Below are 14,564 nucleotides of genomic sequence, written 5' to 3'. Positions count from 1 at the left end.
TCCTCGTGTTGTTGTCGGCGGCCCGGGTGGTCCCAAGCCTTTGATTCATCTGGCGATGTCAGCCCTGGCCATCAAGATACTTACTGGTAAGTAAGTTGTCAACGGATGGCGCCGCAGGCAACTGTCATGCGCCGCGGCTGTCCACCTATAATCGCCACAGATGGCATCCGCCGTCAGACATAAGGAGAAAAACATGTGCCAGCACCCGCCCCACGCTCATACCGATTGCCTCGCCCCGCTGCCGCAGCGCCCGCTCGGCCGCCGCAGTTTCCTGCGCCTGGCCACCCTGGGCGGCGGCGCCGCGCTGCTGGCCAGCTTCCTGCCGCGCGCCGCCTGGGCCGCGGACGGCACCGACGTGCTGCTGCTGTCGTGCATGGATTACCGGCTGATCGACGAAACTTCGACTTTCATGAACCAGCAGGGACTGCGCGACAAGTACGACCATATCATTTTGGCCGGCGCCTCGCTGGGCGCCGTTACCGACAAGTACCCGGCCTGGAACACCACTTTCTGGCAACACCTGCAGGTGGCGATAGACCTGCACGGCGTCAAGCGGGTGATGCTGCTGGACCACCGCGACTGCGGCGCCTACAAGGTGATACTGGGCGAGGACCTGGCGCAGGACCCGGCCAGGGAAACCCTGGTGCATGCAGGCAAGCTGGGGCAATTGCGCAGGCTGATCAACGACAAATACCCGCGGCTGAAAGTGGAGGCATACCTGATGGGGATGGACGGCAAGGTGGAAACCCTGATCGTCTGACCCGGCCGGGAGCGACCGGGCGGGTAGCTTGCGTTCGGAGCAAAACGCCGCCCCCTGATGCCGGGGGCGGCGCGGCGCCTTATTCGCCGTGCTGGTCGGCCGCGCGGCGGTAAGCCGGCCGGGCTTCGATGCGCTCGACGAAGCGCGCCAGGTTGGGGTAGCGGCCGCGGCCGTCGCCCTTGGCCGCGATCTGCGCGACGAAGGACAGCTGCACGTCGGCGCCGGTCAAGTCATCGCCGACGAAATAGTCGCGTCCCGCCAGTTCGCCGTCCAGATAACCCAGGTGGTTTTCCAGCTCGCTGTGGATGCGCGGATGCAGCGGCGCGCCGGCCTCGCCCAGGAAGCCCACGTACAGCTGCAGCAGGATGGGCAACATCGCCGAACCTTCGGCATAGTGCAGCAGCTGCACGTAGCGGTTGTAGTCCGCGCTGTCCTGCGCCGGCGCGAAGCGGCCCTGGCCGTATGTGCGGATCAGGTAGTCGATGATGGCGCCGGACTCGATCAGCACCTGCTCGCCGTCGCGCAGCACCGGCGCCTTGCCCAGCGGGTGGATGGCTTGCAATTCAGGCGGCGCCAGCCGGGTTTGCGGGTTGCGCTGATAGCGGATCACCCGGTACTCCAGGCCCAGCTCCTCCAGCAGCCAGGTGATGCGGCGCGAGCGCGATTCATTCAGGTGGTGCACTTCTATCATGGCGAACTCCGGGGAAAATTAGAGGAGAGGCGGCGCGCAGTCGGCAGGTACCACCCTGGCCAGCCAGGCCAGGATATCGCCTTCCACTTCTGCGCGATTGCTTTCATTGAGCATTTCATGGCGGCCGCCGGGATACGCTTTGCTCTGCAGGTCCAGCACGCCGGCGTCGCGGTAGCGGATTTCCAGCTGGCCCAGCGCCAGCCGGCCCAGGCTGACCGGGTCGCGGCTGCCGGCGAACAGCAGCACCGGGCAGCGGCGGTTGACGCCGTCTCCGGCCGCCTCGCCCCGCTCCATCTCGACGATGCCGGCGAACAGGTCGGCCCACAGGCCGGGCGTCGGATCGAAACCGCATTGCGGATCGGCCAGATAGGCGTCCACCTCGGCCGCGTCGCGGCTGAGCCAGTCCATCCGGGTGCGGCTGGGGATGAAGCCGAGGTTGAAGCTGCCGAACACCAGCGCCGCCATCAGCCGGCTGGGGCGGTCCCAACCGTTGCGCCGGCCGAGAAAGCGGGCGATGGCGCCCAGCAGGCGCGCCAGCGGCCGCTGGCGGTAGCCGGTGGACGACAGCAGCAGGCCGGACAGCAAGCCGCCGTAGCGCAGGAAATAGGCGCGGGCGATGAAGCTGCCCATGCTGTGGCCCAACAGCATCACCGGCAAGCCGGGATGGCTGGCGGCGGCGTGGCGGCGCACCGCCTCCACATCGTCCACCACCTTGCGCCAGCCATCCCGCTCGGCGAAAAAGCCGCGCGCAGTCGGCGATTCGCCGTGGCCGCGGTGGTCGTGCGCGTACACCGCGTAGCCGGCGGCGGCGAGAACCTCGGCGAAGCGCTGGTAGCGCGCAGCGTATTCGCTCATGCCGTGCGAGATCAGCAGCACCGCGCGCGGCGCGGCGGCGGGCAACCATTGGCACAGCGGAATGGCCACGCCGTCGGCGGCTTCCAGGGTGGTACGGTGCATGCGGCGTCCTCGTCGGCTCAAGCGAAGCAGATGGTGGCGGCGTCCCGCACTTCAATGGGCGTGCCGAAACTCTTCAGGTTGCCCAGCGCGAAGCTGTTGTGCGCGCGCGCCGCCTCCCCGTCGTCCAGGAACGGCGTCTGGTCGGACATATGGCTTTGCACGTCTATCGCCAGCAGGGTTGTCTTCATCGCATTTTCCTTGGAGGGCGCCGGCTCAGGCCAGCAGCGGCTTGTCGTCGAAATCGGGGTTGGTCAGCGCGGTCAGCACGTGGTCGCGCCAGCCGCCGGCCAGGAACAGGTAGTCCTTGGCCTGGCCTTCCACGGTGAAGCCCAGCCGCTCTAGCAGCGCCGCGCTGCGGATGTTTTGCGGCTGGTAGTTGGCCTGGATGCGGTGCAGCTTCAGCTCGCCAAAAGCGAAGGCGATCAGCGCCTCGAGCGCCTCGCGCATCAGGCCCCGGCCTTCGTGCGCCTGGTCTATGCCGTAACCGAGGTGGCAGGCCTGGAACACGCCGCGGACGATGTTGCTGAGGCTGACGGTGCCGATCACGCGGTCAGGCTCTGTCGACATCGTCAACAGGAAGCGCGCGCCGCTGCCGTTCTCCCAGTCGCGCGCGCGCTGGCGCAATTGCATCTCCCAGTACAACTCGGTGTAGAACAGCTCGCCCGGCATCGGGTCCCACGGCGCGAAGTGGGCGCGGTTGCGCAGCTGGTATTCCAGCATCGAGCGCGCCAGCGCCGGATCGGCCGGCAGCAACTGCAGCCGGGAGGTGGACAGCACGGGTTGGGCGAGACTCATCGCTGGCGGCCTGTTTTTATGACAAGAAACTGGATGTTAGCCGCAAGCGGGCAGCGGCTCAAGCCGCGGTGGAGGATGGCCGGAAACGGGCCGGCCCCCGCGGACGCGAACCCCGGTGGAAAATCTCGGGACTCGCCGCCGCGGGGGCCGGCATGGACGGCTGCGGATCCGGAATCAGCCGGTCAGGCGCTGCAGCGCCTCGCGGTACTTGGCGGCGGTTTTCTCGCGCACCTCCAGCGGCACCGCCGGCGCCGGCGCCTGCTTGTTCCAGCCGGAGGCTTCCAGCCAGTCGCGGACGAACTGCTTGTCGAAGGACGGCGGGTTGCTGCCTTCGGCGTAGCTGTCGGCCGGCCAGAAACGGCTGGAGTCGGGCGTCAGCGCCTCGTCCATCAGCGTCAGGGTGCCATGCTCGTCCAGGCCGAACTCGAATTTGGTGTCGCAGATGATGATGCCGCGGGTGGCGGCGTATTCGGCGGCGGCCTGGTACAGCCGGATGGCGGTGTCTCGCACCTGGGCGGCCAGATCGGCGCCGATGATGTCCACGCACTGCTCGTAGCTGATGTTCTCGTCGTGGTCGCCCACCGCCGCCTTGGTGGACGGCGTGAAGATAGGCGCCGGCAGCTTGCCGGCTTCATTCAGCCCGGCCGGCAGCCGCAGGCCGCAAACGGTGCCGCTCTTTTGATATTCCTTCCAGCCGGAGCCGGCCAGGTAGCCGCGCACCACCGCCTCGATCGGCACCGCCTTCAGCCGCTTGGCCACCACCGCGCGGCCCTCAACCTGCGGCAGGTCGGCGGCCGACACCACGTCCTCCGGCTTGTCGCCGGTCAGGTGGTTGGGCACCAGGTCCTTGAGCTTGTCGAACCAGAAGTTGGAGATGGCGGTCAGGATCTGGCCCTTGGCCGGGATGGGATCGTCCAGGATCACGTCGAAAGCCGACAGCCGGTCGGTGGCTATCATCAGCATGCGTTGCTCGTCGATCTGGTACAGATCGCGCACCTTGCCGGAATAGATCTTCTTCAGGCTTGTCAGGTTGGTGGTGTTCAGTCCGGTCATCATGCTTCCTTCGAGGGCAAGGGTTCAATGCGTTTGAGCGCTTCGCGCCGCGACAGCGGCGACAGCGGCGTGGCGGCGACGAAGCCGCGCACGGAGTCTGGATCGGTATAGCCGTATTCGCGCAAGGCCCAGCCTATCGCCTTGCGGATGAAGAACTCGCCTTCGCCGGCATTTGCGGCGCAGTAGACGAACAGGCGCTCGGCGTCGGTTTCGCGCTTCCAATACAACTGGTGCAGGATGGCGACGCGGCGCAGCCAGAAGTCGCCATCCACGCTCAACGCGTCCATCCGCTGCTGCAAGGGGCGGTTGGCGCGCACCAGCTCGCCCACCACCCAGGCGGACAGACCGTCGACGGTGTCCCACCAGGATTTTTCCGCCGCCAGCGCCAGCAGCCGCGGCAGGCTGTCGGCCGGCAGCCGCGCCGCGCATTTGGCCAGCAGGTCCACTGCGGTGTATTGGAATTCGCGCTCCGGCTGCCGCCACAATGCTTCCGCCAACGCCAGCCAGGCTTCCGGACCGGCGTTCTTCAACGACTTCATCCACGGCGCGGCCAGCTTGCGCCGCGCCGGCGTCGCCACGCCCAGGAAATCGAACTGTTCGCGCATATAGGCGCGCATCGCCGGCCGCCTGGCGGGATCGGCGGCCGCCTCAAGCCGGAGGCGCAGGTCGGCCAATTCAAGCGCAACATTCATGGTTTCGGCTCTTCATCGTAAAACACCATGGCCGGATAGGGCTGGGCGCGGCAGGCCGCCAGGCGGCTGGCCAGCGAGCCGACGTGCAGCTCCAGCCGATGGCCGTCCGGATCCAGGAAGTAAAACGAGTCGCCCTCGCTGCGGTTGTCTTTCCAGCATGGCACGCCGGCATCGGTCAGCCGCGCCTTCCAGGCGGCGAAATCCGCCTGATCGACGCTGAAAGCGTAATGGGTGTAGCCGCCGCCGCTAGCCGCGTCGTCCAGCGCCAGGCATAGCCATAATCCGCCCAGGCTAAGGTAGCCGCCGCGCGCCCAGCGCGCGTGCGGCGCGGCGCCCAACTGCGCATGGTAAAAACACCAGGAGCGGTCAAGGTCGGTCACGGCCAGGGTCAGGTGGTTGAGTCCGTTCAGTTTCATCGCGGAAAAATGGCGAAGCCGCCGGCTTCGCCATCTGTTCCCATGCTACAGGGTGTCCTTCAACGCCCTGGCCTGCTCCAGCGCCTCGTCGACGCTGGCCGCCATCACGCTGAAGTGGCCCATCTTGCGGCCGGGACGCGGCTGCTTCTTGCCGTAGAGATGCAGCTGGGCATTGGGCGCTTCCGCCAGCACATCCCAGTGCGGCTCGCGGCCGTCCTCCTTCCACGCCTCGCCCAGCAGGTTCACCATCACCACCGGCGACAGCAGGTCGGTGCGGCCCGGCAGCAGGCCGCACATCGCGCGCACCTGCTGCTGGAACTGGTCGGTGAGGCAGGCGGTGAGCGTGTAGTGGCCGGAGTTGTGCGGACGCGGCGCGATCTCGTTGACCACCAGACTGTCGTCCCCCAGCACGAAGAACTCCACCGCCAGCACGCCGACGTAGTCCAGCTCCTCGGCCAGCCGCTGCGCCATCTTGCGCGCCTGCTCGGCCAGCTGCGGCGCCACCCGCGCCGGGACGATGGATTCGTCGAGAATGCCGTTCTTGTGGATGTTTTCCGCCAGCGGGAACACCGCGCTCTGCGCGGGGCTGACGCGGGTGACGATGGCCGACACTTCCAGCTTCAAGTCCAGCATCTTTTCCAGCACGCAAGCCTGGCCGCCCAGATCGGCGTAGGCGGCGCGCGCCTCGTCCTGGGTGCCCACCCGCACCTGGCCCTTGCCGTCGTAGCCCAGCCGCGCGGTTTTCAGGATGCCCGGCAGATAGGGCGTCAGGTCAACCTGGATGTCCTCGACGCTCTCTATCGCCAGATAGGGGGCGGTGGCCAAGCCGGCCTTGGCGATCCAGCTCTTCTCGGCGATGCGGTCCTGGGCGATGGCGACGCAGTCGCCGGACGGCGACACGCGGGTGCGCTTGGCCAGCTCGCGCATCGCGCCGGCATTGACGTTTTCGAATTCGGTGGTGACGGCGGCGCAGCTGTCGGCCAGCTCGCGCAGCGCGGACGGATCGTTGTAGGACGCCTGGATGTGGCGGTCGGCGAAGGCCGCCGCCGGGGCGTTTTCGTCGGGGTCCAGCACGGTGACGCGGTAGCCCATGGTCTTGGCGGCTACGACGAACATGCGGCCCAGCTGGCCCCCCCCCAGGATGCCCAGCATGGCCGGCGGCAGGATGGCGGCCATCATTCGATCTCCGGCAGCGTCATCGCCAGCACGGTTTCTTCCTGCTCTTTGCGGAAGGCCACCAGTTGCGCGGCCAGTTCCGGCCGGACACTGGCCAGCATGGCCACCGCGAACAGCGCGGCGTTGGCGGCGCCGGCCTCGCCGATGGCGAAGGTGGCCACCGGAATGCCCTTGGGCATCTGCACGATGGACAGCAGCGAATCCTCGCCGCGCAGGTATTTGGACGGCACCGGCACGCCCAGCACCGGCAGGTGGGTCTTGGCCGCCAGCATGCCCGGCAGGTGGGCGGCGCCGCCGGCGCCGGCGATGATGGCCTTCAAGCCGCGCCCGGCGGCCTGTTCGGCGTACTGGAACAACAGGTCCGGGGTACGGTGGGCGGAGACGACGCGGGTTTCGCAGGCGATGCCGAAGCTCTTCAGCATGCGCGCGGCGTGCTGCATCACTTCCCAATCGCTGTTGCTGCCCATCACGATGCCGACTTCAATCATGGAGATGCTGCTCGCAGTGGAGAGTAAACGGCGATTTTACCCGACTGCGGGGCCTACCCGGAATGGTTTTTTATTTTCAGATCAAGATAGTTAGCAGACGGAAAATTTCTCCTTGCCCGTGATTCACGCCAGTTTCGGATAGGTGAACAGCAACAGCTGCAGGGTATTGAAGCCCAGGTGCGCCAGCACCGCCAGCCACAGCTGGCGGCGCGCGGCATAGACCAGGCCGTAGCCTATGCCGGCCAGCGTGGCCAGCCCCGCCCAGACCCAGCCGCCGGCCAGATGGGCCAGGCCGAACAACAGCGACGCCGCCATCAGCGCGGCGAACGGTTCGGTGCGGATTTCCAGCCAGCGCTGCACGCCGCCGCGGAAGAAGGCCTCTTCCACCAGCGACACCAGGAAGCAGTTAGCGAACAACCAGGGCAGCAGCCAGGCCGGCCATTTAGGCGCCAGGGCTATGATGCCGAAGCCGGCAGCGATGCCGAACACGAACAGCAGCGCCAAGCCGCCCACCGCCGCCGCCGGCCAGCCCAGCGTGCGCTTGGGCAATGGCGCATGGCTCAGCTGCAGCAGCAGCAGCAGGCCGGCCAGGCCCTTGTCGTAGCTCCAGAACAGCTGGTAGGGCGCGCTGCCGGCGCTGGCCTTGCCCTGCCACAGCAGCGGGTTGTCGAAACCGGGCAGCGCATGCACCGCCAGCGCCAACAGCAGCGCCACCCATACCAGGAACAGCTCCGGCTTCGGGTAGCGGCGCAGGCTGAAAGTCAGGCCGACGGCGGCCGCGGTCGCCAACACGCCCAGCGGCTGCAGCACGCCGGCGGCCAGCGCCAGCATCGCGCTGGTAATCAGGGCGATCCAGCCCGGGGCGGCGTGGCGCAGGCTGGCGGCGATAAGGCCCAGTGCCAGCAACGCGAAGGCGGCCAGCGTCAGGGTGGGCGGCAGGGGCATGGCGACTCCGTGGCGTTGAATGGCATAAGCCTCCGATGATAACGGCAGGCGGTGGTCCGGCAAAAGCCCGCCGCTCAGGGCCGGGCCGGCGGCCTGGGTTGCAGCAGGCGCCGCTGCTGGGCGTCGGCCAGGTAGCCGGCGATCTGCTCCACCTCTTCCGGCGCGATCGGCGCCTTGAACGCCACCCGCATCTTGTCGACTACCGCCTGCCAGCGCGCCTGGTTGAAGGTCGGCTGCAGCGCGATATAGTCGGCCGAATGGCAGATCAGGCATTTCTGCAGCGCCGGCAGATAGCCGGGGTGGCCGCTGTCCGGCAACATCGCGGTTTCATTGGGCAGCAGGATGGAGACGGCGCCGGCCGGACCCGCCAGCCAGGCCAACAGGACGAACAGGACGGACTTCATCATGCGTCTCCCTTTATGGCGATTTCCACCCGCTCCACCACGTTGCGGGCATAGCCGCCGGGATTCCACGGCTGGCTCAGCGGCTGGGTCTGGCCGTCGTTGGCGGTGGCGCGGGCCATCAACAGCAAGGGGCCGGGACCAACCTTGTCCAGCGTATGCCGCCAGGGACGGAAGGCGAAACGGCTGGTTTCCCCGCCAAGGACGGCCGGCTGCCAGCTGCGGCCGCCATCGGCGGAAACGTCCACCCGGCGGATGCCGCTGCCACCGTCGAAGGCGATGCCGCGCAACTCCAGCCTGCCGTCCGGCGCCGCCGCCGTCTGGCCGCCGGCCAGGTTGGTGATGAAGCTGCGCACCTTCATCCGGGTGAGACGCAGCATCCGGTCCGGCTTGCTGCCAGGCGGAATGCCGTAGTCCGGCGTATCCGGCACCGTGTAGGCGGCGCTGGCGAACCAGCCGTCGAACACATGATCTATCACCTCTATCTGCGACAAGTGCTTCATCCAGTACGAGGCGTAGAAGCCCGGCACCACCAGCCGGATCGGGTAGCCGTTGAGCACCGGCAGCGGCCGGCCGTTCATCGCCCAGGCTATCATCGTCTCCGGCCGCAGCGCGTCGGCCAAGTCCAGCGAGCGGATGAAACTGGGCGTTTGCTCCAGCGCCGGCTGATCGGTGCCGCGGCAGGCGATCTGCACCGCGCCGTCGAGCACGCCGGCCGCTCGCAGCACATCGGCCAGCCGCACCCCGGTCATCTCCACGCAGGCCATCGAGCCGTTGCCCAGCTGCGCGCCCTGCACCCTGGGCTGCAGCAGCCCGCGGCCGTTGCCGGCGCACTGCATCACCACCGTCTGGCTGACCGTTTCGAAGCGGGTTTGCAGATCATGCAGCGTCAGCGTCAGCGGCTGCTTGACCATCCCCTTGATGGCGAGGGTATGGCTGGCGGCGTCAATGTCCAGCGGGTGGCCGGCCAGGTGATAACGGACGAACACCGCATCGTTGGGGGTGAGCAGGCTGTGATCGAACTGGGAAAACGGCGTTTCCAGATGCACCGGCCGGGTGGTAATGCGCAGCAGCGGCATCTTCTGCGGATAGGGCACCAACTCGCGCCAGCCGTTTTCAAAGCCCTGGTCCAGCCAGGGCGCCGCGCGCAGCCTGCCGGACAGCGCCAGCAGACCGGCGGCGGCCAGGCCGCCTTTCAATATCGCGCGCCGTTGCAGGGCGTCATCCATGATTGCGGCTCCTTGTATGCTCTAGGTGGGCCGGCAACCGCGCAGATGCCAATCGCATCGCCGGCGCTTGCGCCATCGTAGGCGCGCGCGCCGAATATGTCTACAGCATGGCCAGGATGGGAAACAGGCTGTTGCGTCAGCGGCGACGGCGACGGCGACAGGAAAATACCCGCCAGATCGCGCCGCCGGTAGTGGCGGCAATGCCCGCCAGCGCCAGCATCACCCCCAGGCCGAACCCCGGCGGCATCTCGCCGGAATCGGGCGTGACCGGACGGGCCAGCAGCATAGACAGGAAGCCGGCGATCAGCAGCAGCACGCAGCCCAGCCAGTGCAAGCGGCGCAAGCGCCAGGCCTGGCGCAGCGAATACAGCAAGGCGGCGGCGTAGAGGACCAGCAGGGCAATCAGCGGAATCAGTTCGGGATGGATCAGGGGCATGTGGCGCGGGTCTGCTATCGGGCGGGGACCCGGGATAGACCTGCGCCGGGAGGCGAGGTTCAGCGTGGGGAACCGTGGAGCCTGGTTGCTACTGCACCACGATGCCGCTCAGATGGTAGGTGCCGGTGCGGTTGGTCTGGCAGAACACCTTGGCCTTCACCGTAATGATCTTGCCCTTGTAGCGGCCCATGTCCTCCTGATTTAGCGCCAGGCTGGCCTTGGACTGCTCGCTGCAATCGGCGCCGTCGTCAAAGGTCATGGCCCGGCCCAGTTTCAGATGGTAGGCCTTGAAAAAGGTGCCGTCGGCCTTGCTGCCGGACGAGATCGGACCGATCACGGTGCCGCGCAGCGTGATCGGAGTTTCGCCGTCCTCGCGCACGGCAACGGCCTTGCCGGCGCAGGCCAGTTGGCTGGCCGCCAGCAGACAGAAGGCGGCGAGGCGGGTGGTACGGTTTGTTTTCATGTTTTCTTGCTCATCGCGGTTAAGCCGCTCCTTGCGATGAGGAGCGGTGGTTTTTGCCAATCTCAGCGCGGCTGGCTACAGCGGAAGCCCAACTTGGCCAGCAAGGCCGGCTGGCTGGAGGCGACCTGCCAGTCGCCGCCGTTGCGGGTGAAACGCAATGCCAGCTTCTGGCCGCCCTTCTCCAGCTGCAGCCCCAGGCTGTTGCCGCGCCAGGATTTGAAGGTACTCTCCGCCGAGGCGTCTTTCAGGCTGCAGAACAGGCTGGCCTGTTCTGTCTGCGGCAGCGATACCAGTTGCAGGCGCCAGTCAGGCGAACTCTGCAGCTGCAATAGCGCGCTGCCGTCGGGAGACGGGGCCACCATGTTTTCGGTGCTGTAGGTGAAGAAGACCTTGCCGCTGCGATTGTCGATCAGCAGGCTGCCCGGAGCGTCATGACCGAATTGCAGATCCACGCGTTGCAGGGCATTGCCGGCCAGCGGTCCCTGGTAGAGGAAGGTGGAGCTGTCTCCATCGCCCTTGGCGACTTTCCAGCTCTTGAACTGCAGGCGCTGGCCGGCCGGCGTGGATACGGTCAGCAATTTGCCCTGGCGCTGGCTGAGTTCAGGATGGGCCGCGATCATGCGCTTGTCGTCTTCCGGAATGCCCATCGGGTCCAGCAACTGGCGGCGGTCGCCGACTTCGCGCAGGATCTTCGCGCTGGCCGCGGCATCCAGTGTTTGCACCGCGATGGCGCGCGCGCCATGCTGCTGCCCGCGCAGCTGACCGGCCAGGTCGATCACCGGATCGCTGTCGAAATTGGTGATCGGCGCGGCAAGGGCGCCGCCTGCCGCCGATAGCAGCAGGCCAAGCAAGGGATAAATAGGTTTCATGATGAGAATAAGCGATACGGAATAATTTCCGCATCGCTTATGTCAATAACATTTGGCGATGTCAATGCAACTATGACCGCCCGTCCGCCCTCAGTGTCCGGCCAGCGCGTCCAGCACCTTGCTCGACAGCGCCTGCGGCTGCGCGGTGACGCGCAACAGGTGGCGCAGTGCCGGATGGGGCGGGCGGTGCACGGCGATGCCTTCGGCCAACAGCTGGCGTTGGATGGCCTCGCCGCTGGCGGCGTTGGGATAGAGCACGCTGACGAAATTGGTGTGCGAGGGCAGCACCGCCAGGTCGCGCACGCGCAGCGCGGCGCCCAGCTTGTCGCGCAGCTGCACGGTGGCCTGCACCAGCTGGCGCGCGTAGTCCGGGTCGTCCAGCACCAGTTGCGCCGCGTGCTGGGCCAGGCCGGACAAGGCGTACTGCGGGCGGATCTGGTCGGCCTTGGCTATCATCTCGGCCTGGGCCAGCGCAAAGCCGACGCGCAGCCCGGCCAGGCCGTAGGCCTTGGACAGCGTGCGCAGCCGCAGGGTATTGGGCAAGACACCCGCAAGAGGGGCATCCTGCGGGTCGGTACAGAAATCGATATAGGCTTCGTCCAGGATCAGCATGGTCTGGGTCGGCAGTTGCTGACGCAGCGCCTGGATGTCGGCGGCCGACCAATAGTGGCCGGTGGGATTGTCGGGATTGGCCAGGTAGAGCACCACCGCGCGTTCGGCGTGCACCACCTCGCACAGGCGCGCCAGGTCAGGCCGCAGACCAATGCCCTGCGCCTGGTAGGGCACCTCCAGGATGCGCGCGCCCACGCCTTCGGCGAAGTAGCGGAAAGCGGGATAGGTGCCGGCGCTGCACACCACCGCGTCGCCGGCGTTGCAGCGCAGCCGCAGCGCCAGCAGGATCAGGCTGTCGGCGCCGCTGTCGAAGATCACCTGGCTGCTTTCCACCCCGTGGCGTTGCGCGGCGCGTTCGCGCAGCGCCAGCGCGTAGGGATCGGGATACAGCCGCGCCAGCTCGGCCAGCGCCTCGCCCCACTGCGCCAGCAGCGGCGACTCCGGCTTGTTCATGCTTTCATTGGCGCCCAGCCGGCTGACCACCTTGTGCCCCAGCGCCGCCTCCAGCTTGGCGATGCCGGGAAAGGGATTGACGATGGTATGGTGTTCCAGGTGGCGGGCGTAGTGTGGCATGGCGGTTCCGATTCCCAAGGTGACGACGGCCATTCTAGGCCAACGCGTGTTCAGACAAACGATCGCTTGGAAATATCCTTAGCGCAAAGGAATCTCCCGGGTCAGCGGGCGGCCGAAGCCTCGCCCTTGGCCGCGGACGCGTCCACGTGGGGAGCCGGGGCGGCAGGATGGGACGCGGGACGGGACGGCGGAGCCTTGGGCAATACCAGCGGTCCTTTGTAACCACAGGCGGCCAGGGCCAGGGTCAGGCTTGCACAAGCGAGCAGGGTACGCATACTGACAGCAATCCGATATGGCAAAATCAGCATACTAGCAAAACCACGCCGCGCCGTGTTGCATCCGGCCGGCCATACAGGAAGCCACCATGAACGAAAGCGAATTTCTGCAACTGAGCGACGCCATCTTCGAACAGATCCAGGCCGCGATAGACGACTACGATCTGGACGTCGACGCGCTGCTGCTGGGCAATGTGCTGGAGATCGAGTTTGAAAGCGGCGAGAAGGTGATCGTCAACCGCCACGCCGCCAACCAGGAGCTGTGGATCGCCGCCAAGAGCGGCGGCTACCACTTCGCCCGCAAAGGCGACGCCTGGATCGCCAGCCGCGACGGCGCGGAATTCTTCTCCACCCTGGCCGAGGCCATCCGCGCCGGCAGCGGCGCCCAATTCGATTTCGACCTCTGAACGCCGCCTTCCCGGCCGGGCGCGCCAATCCTGCCGGCAAGCCTGCACGGCTCCGGCAGCGCGCCGCCGCCGTCATCGTCGTGATCGCCGCCGTGCTGTGCTGCTACGCGGTGCAGCTGAAAAACCGTCTGGCCTGGGACGACGCGCTGGACGTATGGGGTGTGCACGGCGTCGGCGGCCTGCTGATGGGCAATCCCGACTTCCTGTGGACGCAAGCGGCCGCCGCGGTGGTGTCGGGCGTGTGGGCGTTCGCCTTCACCTACGGCATGTTGTGGCTGAATAGACGGCGTCACCCCGGTCAAGGTGGACGCCGCCACCCAGCAGGCTCGGTCTGGATAACGCGCTGCACGGCGAGCAGGCCTATTTCCGACACCGGCGGCGGCATCCGCCGCGTGCCCAAGCCGCGGCGCGCCTGCGGCTTTTTGCCGGGAGCGGAGCCGCGCCGCTAAACGCTCCAGGCCCGATGCAGCAGCGCCACCGCCACCGCCGTCACCAGCAGGGAGAATCCGCGCAGCACCTGCGGCGGCGACAGCCGGCGGATCAGGCGCCGGCCCAGCAGCATGCCGCCCATCGCCGCCAGCACGAAAACGGCGCTGGGCAGCGCCGGGATGTGTACGCCATGCCTCCAGGCGGCCAGCACGCCGCCGCCGCCGACCAAAGCGATCACCAGCAGCGAGGTGGCGACGATGGCCTGCATGGACAGATTGCTCAACCGGCGCAAAGCCGGCACGATGACGAAGCCGCCGCCCACCCCCAGCAGGCCGGTGAGAAATCCGGTAAGCGCGCCGATGCCGGCCAGCGCGCAAGCGCCGGCCAGGTTCCAGCGCAGCCGGCCGGTATCCGGGTTCAGGCGGCACGGCGCGGCGCGCCCATGCTGCGCGGCGGCGGCGGAACCGGCAGAACGCCACGAACGCGCGGCCACGATCAGCATCGCCAGCGCGAACAGGCTGGACAGCAGCGGTGCCGGCAGCAGGTGAGCGGCGCGGGTCCCCAACATGGCGAACGGCACGCCGCTGGCCGCCATCCACGCGGCGGCGCGGTAGCGCACCAATTGCCGGCGCCAGCCCTCGTAAGCGCCCAACCCGGCGCCGGCCGCCACCGCCAGCAAGGCCACCGGCGCCGCCTGCGGCAGGGTCCAGCCCTGGCTGGCCATCAGCGCCGGAATCGCCAGGATGCCGCCGCCGGCGCCGGTCAAGCCCAGCACCGCGCCTATCAGCGCGCCCAGGACCAGCATCAGCAGCATGTGGGCGCCTGCGTCGTCGTTGCGGCGCCAAACGGGAAAAGCGTCATCGGGCAGTCTTTGCGAAATATCCTGGCCATCATTAT

General features: G+C 67.5%; 21 protein-coding genes. 3 read left to right on the top strand and 18 right to left on the bottom strand.

The features are described from left to right. Positions 1-193: 193 nt before the first annotated feature. Positions 194-760, top strand: a complete 567-nt coding sequence (locus BI344_RS04715; RefSeq protein ID WP_071111764.1) for a carbonic anhydrase — start codon at positions 194-196, stop codon at positions 758-760. Between the two features lie 79 nt (positions 761-839). Here the strand turns inward: BI344_RS04715 and BI344_RS04710 are convergent, their stop codons facing one another. From BI344_RS04710 to lptM, 17 genes are all read right to left on the bottom strand, one after another. Next, complete coding sequence (locus tag BI344_RS04710; RefSeq protein WP_071111763.1) at positions 840-1,451, bottom strand: glutathione S-transferase family protein; 612 nt, start codon at positions 1,449-1,451, stop codon at positions 840-842. A gap of 18 nt (positions 1,452-1,469) precedes the next feature. Further along, positions 1,470-2,408 (bottom strand): alpha/beta fold hydrolase, encoded by a 939-nt coding sequence (locus BI344_RS04705; RefSeq protein WP_071111762.1) that lies wholly within the window; start codon positions 2,406-2,408, stop codon positions 1,470-1,472. Positions 2,409-2,425: 17 nt separating this feature from the next. Beyond that, positions 2,426-2,596, bottom strand: coding sequence for a hypothetical protein (locus BI344_RS24305; protein ID WP_158020681.1), 171 nt, complete (start codon positions 2,594-2,596; stop codon positions 2,426-2,428). Between the two features lie 25 nt (positions 2,597-2,621). Further along, the gene (locus BI344_RS04700; protein WP_071111761.1) at positions 2,622-3,203 is read right to left on the bottom strand and encodes a GNAT family N-acetyltransferase; all 582 of its coding nucleotides are present in this window, start codon (positions 3,201-3,203) and stop codon (positions 2,622-2,624) included. Positions 3,204-3,377: 174 nt separating this feature from the next. Continuing rightward, a complete protein-coding gene (locus BI344_RS04695) occupies positions 3,378-4,256 on the bottom strand; it encodes a phosphoribosylaminoimidazolesuccinocarboxamide synthase (protein ID WP_071111760.1) in 879 nt (292 codons plus the stop codon). Next, the gene (locus tag BI344_RS04690; RefSeq protein WP_071111759.1) at positions 4,256-4,948 is read right to left on the bottom strand and encodes a DNA alkylation repair protein; all 693 of its coding nucleotides are present in this window, start codon (positions 4,946-4,948) and stop codon (positions 4,256-4,258) included. The genes BI344_RS04695 and BI344_RS04690 overlap by 1 nt, the downstream gene beginning before the upstream one ends. Continuing rightward, complete coding sequence (locus BI344_RS04685; RefSeq protein WP_071111758.1) at positions 4,945-5,364, bottom strand: VOC family protein; 420 nt, start codon at positions 5,362-5,364, stop codon at positions 4,945-4,947. The genes BI344_RS04690 and BI344_RS04685 overlap by 4 nt, the downstream gene beginning before the upstream one ends. 45 nt (positions 5,365-5,409) lie before the next feature. Next, complete coding sequence (locus BI344_RS04680; protein ID WP_071112069.1) at positions 5,410-6,540, bottom strand: 5-(carboxyamino)imidazole ribonucleotide synthase; 1,131 nt, start codon at positions 6,538-6,540, stop codon at positions 5,410-5,412. Further along, positions 6,540-7,028 (bottom strand): 5-(carboxyamino)imidazole ribonucleotide mutase, encoded by a 489-nt coding sequence (purE, locus tag BI344_RS04675; RefSeq protein WP_071111757.1) that lies wholly within the window; start codon positions 7,026-7,028, stop codon positions 6,540-6,542. Before purE ends, BI344_RS04680 begins: the two co-directional genes overlap by 1 nt. 123 nt (positions 7,029-7,151) lie before the next feature. Continuing rightward, complete coding sequence (locus BI344_RS04670) at positions 7,152-7,973, bottom strand: CPBP family intramembrane glutamic endopeptidase (RefSeq protein WP_071111756.1); 822 nt, start codon at positions 7,971-7,973, stop codon at positions 7,152-7,154. Positions 7,974-8,047: 74 nt separating this feature from the next. Further along, the gene (locus BI344_RS04665; RefSeq protein WP_139166886.1) at positions 8,048-8,380 is read right to left on the bottom strand and encodes a cytochrome c; all 333 of its coding nucleotides are present in this window, start codon (positions 8,378-8,380) and stop codon (positions 8,048-8,050) included. Further along, positions 8,377-9,603, bottom strand: a complete 1,227-nt coding sequence (locus tag BI344_RS04660; protein ID WP_071111754.1) for a molybdopterin-dependent oxidoreductase — start codon at positions 9,601-9,603, stop codon at positions 8,377-8,379. Before BI344_RS04660 ends, BI344_RS04665 begins: the two co-directional genes overlap by 4 nt. Positions 9,604-9,739: 136 nt before the next feature. After that, positions 9,740-10,039: a hypothetical protein gene (locus BI344_RS04655; protein WP_071111753.1), complete on the bottom strand. Its 300-nt coding sequence runs from the start codon at positions 10,037-10,039 to the stop codon at positions 9,740-9,742. An 88-nt stretch (positions 10,040-10,127) separates the two neighbouring features. Then, positions 10,128-10,502, bottom strand: coding sequence for a hypothetical protein (locus BI344_RS04650; RefSeq protein WP_071111752.1), 375 nt, complete (start codon positions 10,500-10,502; stop codon positions 10,128-10,130). A 62-nt stretch (positions 10,503-10,564) separates the two neighbouring features. Beyond that, complete coding sequence (locus BI344_RS04645) at positions 10,565-11,371, bottom strand: hypothetical protein (RefSeq protein ID WP_139166885.1); 807 nt, start codon at positions 11,369-11,371, stop codon at positions 10,565-10,567. A gap of 90 nt (positions 11,372-11,461) precedes the next feature. Then, positions 11,462-12,556, bottom strand: a complete 1,095-nt coding sequence (locus BI344_RS04640) for a pyridoxal phosphate-dependent aminotransferase (RefSeq protein WP_071112068.1) — start codon at positions 12,554-12,556, stop codon at positions 11,462-11,464. 101 nt (positions 12,557-12,657) lie between these two features. Continuing rightward, positions 12,658-12,831: an LPS translocon maturation chaperone LptM gene (gene lptM / locus BI344_RS24720; protein WP_206600321.1), complete on the bottom strand. Its 174-nt coding sequence runs from the start codon at positions 12,829-12,831 to the stop codon at positions 12,658-12,660. A gap of 89 nt (positions 12,832-12,920) precedes the next feature. Here lptM and cyaY point away from each other — a divergent pair, with 89 nt between their 5' ends. Beyond that, positions 12,921-13,238: an iron donor protein CyaY gene (cyaY, locus tag BI344_RS04635; RefSeq protein ID WP_071111750.1), complete on the top strand. Its 318-nt coding sequence runs from the start codon at positions 12,921-12,923 to the stop codon at positions 13,236-13,238. Then, positions 13,145-13,687, top strand: coding sequence for an ammonium transporter (locus tag BI344_RS04630; protein ID WP_139166900.1), 543 nt, complete (start codon positions 13,145-13,147; stop codon positions 13,685-13,687). The genes cyaY and BI344_RS04630 overlap by 94 nt, the downstream gene beginning before the upstream one ends. Here BI344_RS04630 and BI344_RS04625 read toward each other — a convergent pair. Then, entirely contained in the window at positions 13,684-14,481 is a 798-nt protein-coding gene (locus tag BI344_RS04625) for a sulfite exporter TauE/SafE family protein (protein ID WP_071111748.1), read from the bottom strand. The genes BI344_RS04630 and BI344_RS04625 overlap by 4 nt on opposite strands. Positions 14,482-14,564 lie beyond the last annotated feature (83 nt).

The sequence above is a fragment of the Chromobacterium sphagni genome (assembly GCF_001855555.1).
Classification (GTDB): Bacteria; Pseudomonadota; Gammaproteobacteria; order Burkholderiales; family Chromobacteriaceae; genus Chromobacterium; species Chromobacterium sphagni.
This window is presented reverse-complemented; position numbering and strand designations above follow the sequence as displayed.

Bases quoted from the DNA above. Each gene is read 5' to 3' on its own strand.
- BI344_RS04680 (WP_071112069.1), bottom strand. From the start codon at position 6,540: ATGGCCGCCATCCTGCCGCCGGCCATGCTGGGCATCCTGGGGGGGGGC.
- BI344_RS04640 (WP_071112068.1), bottom strand. From the start codon at position 12,556: ATGCCACACTACGCCCGCCACCTGGAACACCATACCATCGTCAATCCC.
- purE (WP_071111757.1), bottom strand. From the start codon at position 7,028: ATGATTGAAGTCGGCATCGTGATGGGCAGCAACAGCGATTGGGAAGTG.
- BI344_RS04700 (WP_071111761.1), bottom strand. From the start codon at position 3,203: ATGAGTCTCGCCCAACCCGTGCTGTCCACCTCCCGGCTGCAGTTGCTG.
- lptM (WP_206600321.1), bottom strand. From the start codon at position 12,831: ATGCGTACCCTGCTCGCTTGTGCAAGCCTGACCCTGGCCCTGGCCGCC.
- BI344_RS04705 (WP_071111762.1), bottom strand. From the start codon at position 2,408: ATGCACCGTACCACCCTGGAAGCCGCCGACGGCGTGGCCATTCCGCTG.
- BI344_RS04670 (WP_071111756.1), bottom strand. From the start codon at position 7,973: ATGCCCCTGCCGCCCACCCTGACGCTGGCCGCCTTCGCGTTGCTGGCA.
- BI344_RS24305 (WP_158020681.1), bottom strand. From the start codon at position 2,596: ATGAAGACAACCCTGCTGGCGATAGACGTGCAAAGCCATATGTCCGAC.
- BI344_RS04695 (WP_071111760.1), bottom strand. From the start codon at position 4,256: ATGACCGGACTGAACACCACCAACCTGACAAGCCTGAAGAAGATCTAT.
- BI344_RS04685 (WP_071111758.1), bottom strand. From the start codon at position 5,364: ATGAAACTGAACGGACTCAACCACCTGACCCTGGCCGTGACCGACCTT.
- cyaY (WP_071111750.1), top strand. From the start codon at position 12,921: ATGAACGAAAGCGAATTTCTGCAACTGAGCGACGCCATCTTCGAACAG.
- BI344_RS04665 (WP_139166886.1), bottom strand. From the start codon at position 8,380: ATGATGAAGTCCGTCCTGTTCGTCCTGTTGGCCTGGCTGGCGGGTCCG.
- BI344_RS04625 (WP_071111748.1), bottom strand. From the start codon at position 14,481: ATGCTGCTGATGCTGGTCCTGGGCGCGCTGATAGGCGCGGTGCTGGGC.
- BI344_RS04645 (WP_139166885.1), bottom strand. From the start codon at position 11,371: ATGAAACCTATTTATCCCTTGCTTGGCCTGCTGCTATCGGCGGCAGGC.
- BI344_RS04660 (WP_071111754.1), bottom strand. From the start codon at position 9,603: ATGGATGACGCCCTGCAACGGCGCGCGATATTGAAAGGCGGCCTGGCC.
- BI344_RS04710 (WP_071111763.1), bottom strand. From the start codon at position 1,451: ATGATAGAAGTGCACCACCTGAATGAATCGCGCTCGCGCCGCATCACC.
- BI344_RS04690 (WP_071111759.1), bottom strand. From the start codon at position 4,948: ATGAATGTTGCGCTTGAATTGGCCGACCTGCGCCTCCGGCTTGAGGCG.
- BI344_RS04650 (WP_071111752.1), bottom strand. From the start codon at position 10,502: ATGAAAACAAACCGTACCACCCGCCTCGCCGCCTTCTGTCTGCTGGCG.
- BI344_RS04715 (WP_071111764.1), top strand. From the start codon at position 194: ATGTGCCAGCACCCGCCCCACGCTCATACCGATTGCCTCGCCCCGCTG.
- BI344_RS04655 (WP_071111753.1), bottom strand. From the start codon at position 10,039: ATGCCCCTGATCCATCCCGAACTGATTCCGCTGATTGCCCTGCTGGTC.